This is a genomic window from Pseudoalteromonas sp. ESRF-bin5, assembly GCF_002632075.1.
Classification (GTDB): domain Bacteria; phylum Pseudomonadota; class Gammaproteobacteria; order Enterobacterales; family Alteromonadaceae; genus Pseudoalteromonas; species Pseudoalteromonas marina.
This window is the reverse complement of the sequence record NZ_NTLW01000277.1, coordinates 1-7517: the sequence shown is the minus strand read 5'-3', so window position 1 is coordinate 7517 and position 7517 is coordinate 1. Positions and strand designations below refer to the sequence as shown.

Sequence of the window (7517 nt, the reverse complement as noted above, 5' to 3'; positions counted from 1 at the left end):
CTTAAAATACCTTCGAGTCTATCTTTTGCTTGTGCTTTAAGTGCATTATTAACGGCCTTTAAATCTACATCGGCATTAACCGTTACACTTAAATCCATGGCCGTTACATTAATTGTTGGAACGCGAACAGCTATGGCCTCAAAGCGACCTTCAAATTTAGGTAATATGCGGTCTATACCGCGGGCAAGTTTTGTATCTACCGGAATAATAGATTGACTCGCGGCGCGAGTACGGCGTAAATCATGATGGTACGCGTCAATCACTTGTTGATCGTTCATCGATGCATGAATAGTGGTAATAGCACCCGACTCAATACCAAAGGCATCATCTAATACTTTTATTACTGGCACTACACAGTTTGTGGTACACGAGCCGTTAGATACAATAGTATGCTCGCTTTTAAGCTCATCGTCGTTTATGCCATAGACAATAGTGGCATCTACGTCGTTATCAGCTGGATGCGAAAACAACACCTTTTTGGCGCCCGCTGTAATGTGTAACTGTGCATGCTCACGCGAATGATAAACACCAGTACATTCAAGTACTACATCTACATCAAGGGTTTGCCAAGGTAATTCTACTGGGTTTTCTTCACAAAAAAGTGCAATAGTATCGCCTGCAACACTAATGGTGTCTTCACCAAGTTTTACAGGAAAAGAAAAACGACCGTGGGATGTGTCGTATTTTAATAAATGAGCAATAGCTTCAGGGTCAGCCAGTTCGTTAATGGCAACAATTTTAATTTCGTCGCTCAAACCTGACTCGTACAACGCGCGGACAATATTTCGACCAATACGACCAAAACCATTAATTGCAAGTTTGATTGCCATGAAATATAAAATCCACTCTTTTAGCGTGCAGATAAAGGCTATGTGCCTTTTAGATGCCTGTATTGTAATCGACCTTGCGCCTGATTATAAGAGGGAGCGATTAGAAACTTTAAATTAACGTTGAAAATCCCCACATAGCCTTAAAGTATACACGTTAAAATTTGCTTATAACCCGCTGCCATTGTATGTGTTCGTACCAGAGGAAGTTCCTCCACCAAAGCTTTTAGGTATACTTTTGGGCTTATCCTGTGAGCGATAAAACAACCACAAGCCAACCGCAGCAAACAACGGAATTAACCAGACCAATATGACTTGCGCCACTTTTTGAAAAACCTCTAAATCATCGCGCTTTATTAAAAGAACACTAACAATGAGATTCAGTAATGTAATGACACAAAATCCAATATAAAAATAATTTAATTCCATTTCTCTAATGCCTCATACCCTGATTATTATTTTATCTCTAGGTCAAACACTACGTTTATAGATGATTCAAATGTTATAGAAATTTCTAAATAACGCCCCGCTGCAAAAGGAGATTCTCCCATTCTCGAACCAGTCACATCAATGCGCTCAACATACATTGAATGATAGCCATAATTTGAGCGATTGTTATTAGAATTAATACTATAAATATTTCCAAGAGATGCACCAAATGAACTCGCTAGTACTTTACCTTTAACTTTCGCATTTTCTACTGCATTCTGCGTAGCCTGAGCTTCCAACTCTTTGGCTTTTGAAGACAGTAACTCTATATTAGTTACTTCATTTATTTTTACACTCAATGCAAAATCAACAATTTCATTCATCTTGTTAATATCATCAATAGTAACTTTGAGTGAACGCGAAGCAATGTAACCTACCCGTTTTTCTTCACCACTTTCTAAATATTGCATATCAGCAGTAGTTAATAAATTTGAGGCTGATACTGCCGACTCTGCGACCCCATATTTATCTAAACCGTTTAAAAATAAATTAACCCTAGCATCCACATCACGTTTTGCATCAAGTGATTCTTTTTTCATACTAACCACCTCAAATGAAATTTTGGCTAGATCTGGTTTAGCTAATACCTCACCCTTCCCCTGGACAGCAATATGTCTATTCGGCGGCAAACTTGAATTTGCAAACGTAACAAGTGGAAATAAGGCAATAAAAATAGCGATGATAAGTTTCATATTCGTTCCTTGTAAAAGTGAAATTATGACTTATATGCCTACACCTATAAGTAACATTTAATAATATTTCAGCTAAATATTTTATGCTTACGTGCCTGAGTATCCCCATTAAATCAGCTAATTTTTGGGTGATGTAGAGGCTATTATTTTGACTCTGAGCTAACCGTTTGTTCTTTATTTTCATTAGGTATCAATGCTGAAATATTTTCTTGTGAAATAATAAGTAACTTATCTTGTTTATTATCATAAACAAATAAATTCCCCATTGTTGAGGCTACTATTTGAACATTTTGAAGTTGAGTTACTTTACTCTTAGCAATTGGATAATTTAATGATAAGTGATAACTCATTGTTCTTTCATTTACTATGTCTTTACTGTGTGAATACGCCAACATAGTAGGGTATGTAGATATTATAAGTGCTAAAAATAACATTACTGAGTAACTAGGTTTTAATAAATAGAACGGGTAACCAAAGCCATAATAAAGTTTTTTTAACACGGTTTTTTTACTAGGATCTGGCATGTGTCCTGAGCGCCAATTTAAATAAATAGCTGTTATAACGATGAGCGTAGTATAAATAGTAATAAGTAAAGGATTTGAAATCAGTGCCAGTAAAAAGTCACTTATTTCAATAAAGTTGAATACATCAACCGAAAAGTTATTAAGTAAAACGTAAAGATACACAACACCTGATAAACTACCTAATAAGTAAAGAATAGTAAGAAACACACCAAAATTGTTGTGAATGTAATTTTTAACTGCTTGAAGGTCATTGTTTAACTGGTTGTAATACTTACTGGCGGCTTCAATTACCATAATAAATCCTTTTAAAAGGATTGAGTTTAACAAAATTATACGTAAGTGAAATAGCTTTGTTAAACTAGTGCTCTTAACGTTAACTCTTTACCGGCGCCTATTTGATGGCATTGGGCCAATAACAGCTCAGCAGTGGCTTGTGCATCGGTAAGCGCATGATGGCAATGATAGCTTGGTAAATCGTAGCGGTTACGGCATTCATTTAAGGTTAAATCATCTAATTTTATATCGCTTGTGTGTTGCAGTAAGCGCTTTTTTTCTATTTGTAGGGTATCGATGATCAGCTTAGGCCGCTGGGTGACCCCTGCATTTTTTAGTGCTAACTTTAAAAAGCCCCAGTCAAGCATAGCATTATGAAATACTAAAATGCAGTCACTAAAGTGAGCGCTTAAAGACATTAAAATACTCTGTAGGCTTTGCCCTTGTGCCACCGAGTCAGTACTAATACCATGAAAAACCGGGCTTTGTTCAAGGCTTTTTACGTCTTTATTAATAAAATGCTGCGACTCGCTCATTTTTATACACTGGTTATCAATTACAACCCATGCAACCGACACTATTTCGTGCTGTTTTGGGTCAAGCCCAGTGAGCTCTAAATCAATCACCAAATAGCGCTGCGAGAATGCATTTTTTGCTAGTAATTGACGGCGCTTTATATACCGCGAAAGTAACATTTTTACCATGAGAGCCTCACAAACTGCCCCGTGCAAATTTAAACGCGGCGCCTTGCTGCGCTTGTTTTACTAAATAAAACGCTTCTTTTAACTGATGGCGCTCTAGTGAATTTAATTTATTAGGGTTAATACAGTTGCTTGGTAACCCCTCTTCATTAATTTGTGTGCTTAAGCGCAGCTGAGTTAAAAACCGCCAACAGTCTTTTAAGTTGTAAATATCGTCTTTGTTGATGAGGTTATACTTTAATAATGCTTCTAGGCGCTCTTGGGTGTTAGCCCGTTTAATTCCCGCTTTTAATGCGTATAAGCGCACTATGTCGTTAATGATCACCACACCGCGTTTTTTCAAATCTATGTATTTGTGATTGTTGTCATCTTTTTGCGTTTTAAACTTGTTAAATAACCCTATGGGTACGCTGTTATTATTTATGTCGGTAGCCATGGCTGCATAAAATAAATCGTTTCGCGATATGCGCACTAATTGTTCACAAAATGCGGTATATAACGAATTTGAACCTTCTATAAAGCGTAAATCAAAAAATATCTTACAGTTAAGCATGGCTTCGGGGGTTGGGCTTTTTATCCATTTAAAAAAGCGTTCCGACCAATCGTTCACGCTCATGCGGCATAAGTCACTACTTGCCATTATGTTACCAGGGCATCGCCTAATGCCGCATTCAACGAGTTGTTCGCAAACAAACTCTCCCATTTTTTTAAAATAAGTATGATGCTCTTGAGTTAAATCGTTGGGGAGCAGTAGGCCGTTATCTTGATCTGAATGCAATGTTTGCTCTTCGCGCGCTTGTGAGCCAAAGCATATAAAACTAAAACTGGTTGGGGCTGCGCCGTGATCTTCTTGAAATAGTCTGATCAAGCGCGATGTTAATGCATCGGTTAACCCGCTTAGTAATTTACCAATAAGTGAAATATCGTCAATATTATGAGAGAAGCTCTTTAGTAAATCGGGCACTTCTTTGGCGTAACGTTTTAAGTCGGTCACGTTATGCGCTTTATAAATGCGGCCAATGAGCTGCACAGGATCACTTTTTTGTTGGCGCAGTAAATCAGTACTGGTGAGCATGCCTATCGGGTTATGGCATTCATCAAGCACTGGCAAGTGGTGGATATTATATTTGAGCATTAAATGCAACGCAGAAAACACGCGGTTATTTTCAAATATAAATTTAGGGTTTGTGGTCATTATGCTGCTAACCGCTTCTTGCGGGTCTACCTCGTCGGCAAGCACCCTATTTCGCAGATCGCGGTCTGTTACCACGCCAACTAAATGGGCGTGTTGAATAACCATAATTGACGACACACCGTGCTCTTTCATTTTTTTAGCGCTTTGTCGAATGCTGGCATCGGGTGAAAGCGTTATGGCTGTGCGGGTCATGAGTTCAGATATTCTGCGCTCTGACCAACTGTCGTTTTTACTTTTATAATGTGATGATAGTAATCTATTGGCGTGAGCTCTTACAAAATATTGCTCAAACGGTTTGTACTCTCGGCGTAAAAAATCAAAGTGTTCTTGGTTGAGCATATACACTATGCCCTCTTTTTGAACCGCCAATTTATTTTGAATTGCTTCGCCGGTTAAAAGCGAAGGAAAACCAAAATAATCACCTTGTGCCAAACGTGTTACTACATCACCTTTAGCATCAACTAGATCGTAAAGACCTGAGCGAATTAAAAAAAGCTTTGGGTGTTCGCTCTGTAGCCACTGCGCCTGATTTTCTCGCGTTAAATAAATAACATCAAGATGGTTTACAAAGTAGTCGCAAGCACTGTTATCGAGCATGCTGAAAGGCGCTTGAAGGTAAACATATTGGGCTACTTCTTGTTGTTCTACACTCATTGTTACACTCACTAAAAAGTATACACAGCACCAATGTACTCATTATTTATACAAATAAAAAGCCCGACTAAGGTCGGGCTTTTGGTACTTTACATATAAGTTGGCTTAATGCGCGTGCGCTTCTGCCGACCCTTTAGGATTACGAATACCTTCTACCATTTCTTGTATTTCAACAGGTGTTGGTTGAGTAAATTTCAGTACTACGGCAGCAACAACAAAGTTAATTACCATACCGACTAAACCTATACCTTCAGGCGAAATACCTAAGAACCAATTCTCTGGGCTGTTAAGCTCAGGGCTCACAAATTTAAAGAAGATGATATACGCTGCAGTAAAGCCAATACCGGTAATCATGCCTGCAATAGCGCCTTCTCTGTTCATTGTTTTAGAGAATATTCCCATGATAATTGCAGGGAAGAAACTCGCAGCAGCTAAACCAAAGGCAAATGCGACCACCGATGCTACAAAGCCAGGCGGATTAATACCAAAGTAAGCAGATATAACAATGGCAATCATCGCGGCTAATCGAGCGGCCAGTAGCTCTTGTTTATCACTAATATCGGGTTTCAGAGTACGTTTGAGTAAATCGTGCGAAACAGAAGTCGAAATAACCAGTAGTAAACCCGCTGTTGTCGACAGTGCTGCTGCAATCCCCCCTGCGGCTACAAGTGCAACAACCCATGCAGGTAAATTAGCTATCTCAGGATTAGCCAATACCATAATATCGCGGTCTACTTTTACTTCGTTTGCGCTATTTGGATCTTCTATTTTACCTGCTGTGTAGAACATTTTGCCGTCACCATTTTTATCATTAAAAGTGATTAGGCCTGTACGTTCCCAGTTTTTGATCCACGCTGGTGCTTCTGCGTACTCTGTGCCACTGCCGTCTTTACCATTGATTGTGTCGATCATGTTTACACGTGCAAACGAGGCAACTGCCGGTGCGGTAGTATAAACAATAGCAATAAATACTAACGTCCATGCAGCTGAAATACGCGTATCTTTTACACGCGGTACAGTGAAGAAGCGAACAATTACATGTGGTAAACCTGCAGTACCGACCATTAATGCACCTGTAATGGCAAATACATCAATCATGCTTTTAGAGCCTTCGGTGTATTGTGCAAAACCCAGCTCTGCGCTTAACCCGTCAAGTTTATCAAGTACATACATACCTGAGCCGTCACTTAAAGTGGCACCAAAGCCTGTTTGTGGAAAGAAGTGACCCGTCATCATCATTGAGATAAAAATAGCCGGAACTAAGTATGCAAATACAAGTACACAATACTGCGCTACTTGCGTATAGGTAATGCCTTTCATGCCGCCAAGAACCGCATAGAAAAATACAATCACCATACCAATGTAAACGCCGGTTTCAATTTCTACTTCTAAAAAGCGAGAAAACACAACGCCTACGCCGCGCATTTGCCCTGCAATATAAGTAAAACAAATAAATATGGCACATAAAATGGCCACTAAGCGCGCTGTGCGCGAGTAGTAACGGTCGCCAATAAAGTCAGGTACTGTGAACTTGCCGAATTTACGTAAGTAAGGCGCTAAACACATAGCGAGCAATACGTAACCGCCAGTCCACCCCATTAAGTAAACGCCGCCATCATACCCTGCGAACGAAATAATACCCGCCATTGAAATAAACGACGCGGCGCTCATCCAGTCAGCTGCAGTTGCCATACCATTAGCTAGTGGAGGTACGCCGCCGCCCGCTACGTAAAATTCGTTTGTTGAACCCGCACGGGCCCAAATTGCAATGCCGATATAAAGCGCAAAGCTTAAACCAACAATTATAAATGTGAGTGTTTGAACATCCATTACTTAGCTCCTATTCGTCTACGCCGTATTTTTTATCTAACGTATTCATTTTGAAAACGTACACAAAAATCAAAGCCACAAAGGTGTAAATCGCGCCTTGCTGGGAGAACCAGAAGCCAAGTTTAAACCCAAAAAAACGTACTTCATTCAGTACATCTACCAGTAATATGCCAAAGCCAAATGAGACCACAAACCACACTGCTAGTAATTTAAACAGTAGTGAAATGTTTTCAGCCCAATAAGCTTTTGCTTGTTCTTCGTCTTTAAAAGCCATTTTTATTTTCCCCTTTAAGCACCGCAGTATCGCGATGGGTGGTTTTTTATCTTCGCTA

General features: G+C 39.4%; 8 protein-coding genes. All 8 read right to left on the bottom strand.

The window, feature by feature from the left end; genetic code table 11:
• On the bottom strand, positions 1-830 hold an 830-nt coding region (locus tag BCG07_RS17080; RefSeq protein WP_286891246.1), incomplete at its 3' end, for a glyceraldehyde 3-phosphate dehydrogenase NAD-binding domain-containing protein.
• A gap of 165 nt (positions 831-995) precedes the next feature.
• Positions 996-1256, bottom strand: coding sequence for a hypothetical protein (locus tag BCG07_RS17075; protein WP_286891244.1), 261 nt, complete (start codon positions 1254-1256; stop codon positions 996-998).
• 26 nt (positions 1257-1282) lie between these two features.
• A complete protein-coding gene (locus BCG07_RS17070) occupies positions 1283-2008 on the bottom strand; it encodes an SIMPL domain-containing protein (RefSeq protein ID WP_286891242.1) in 726 nt (241 codons plus the stop codon).
• Between the two features lie 143 nt (positions 2009-2151).
• Complete coding sequence (locus tag BCG07_RS17065; RefSeq protein ID WP_286891240.1) at positions 2152-2826, bottom strand: hypothetical protein; 675 nt, start codon at positions 2824-2826, stop codon at positions 2152-2154.
• Between the two features lie 59 nt (positions 2827-2885).
• On the bottom strand, positions 2886-3509 hold the full coding sequence (locus BCG07_RS17060; RefSeq protein ID WP_286891239.1) for a 3'-5' exonuclease: 624 nt from the start codon (positions 3507-3509) through the stop codon (positions 2886-2888).
• A 7-nt stretch (positions 3510-3516) separates the two neighbouring features.
• Positions 3517-5355 (bottom strand): DUF294 nucleotidyltransferase-like domain-containing protein, encoded by a 1839-nt coding sequence (locus BCG07_RS17055; RefSeq protein ID WP_286891238.1) that lies wholly within the window; start codon positions 5353-5355, stop codon positions 3517-3519.
• Between the two features lie 105 nt (positions 5356-5460).
• Complete coding sequence (locus BCG07_RS17050; protein WP_286891236.1) at positions 5461-7185, bottom strand: sodium:solute symporter family protein; 1725 nt, start codon at positions 7183-7185, stop codon at positions 5461-5463.
• Positions 7186-7195: 10 nt separating this feature from the next.
• On the bottom strand, positions 7196-7459 hold the full coding sequence (locus BCG07_RS17045) for a DUF4212 domain-containing protein (RefSeq protein ID WP_004586074.1): 264 nt from the start codon (positions 7457-7459) through the stop codon (positions 7196-7198).
• Positions 7460-7517 lie beyond the last annotated feature (58 nt).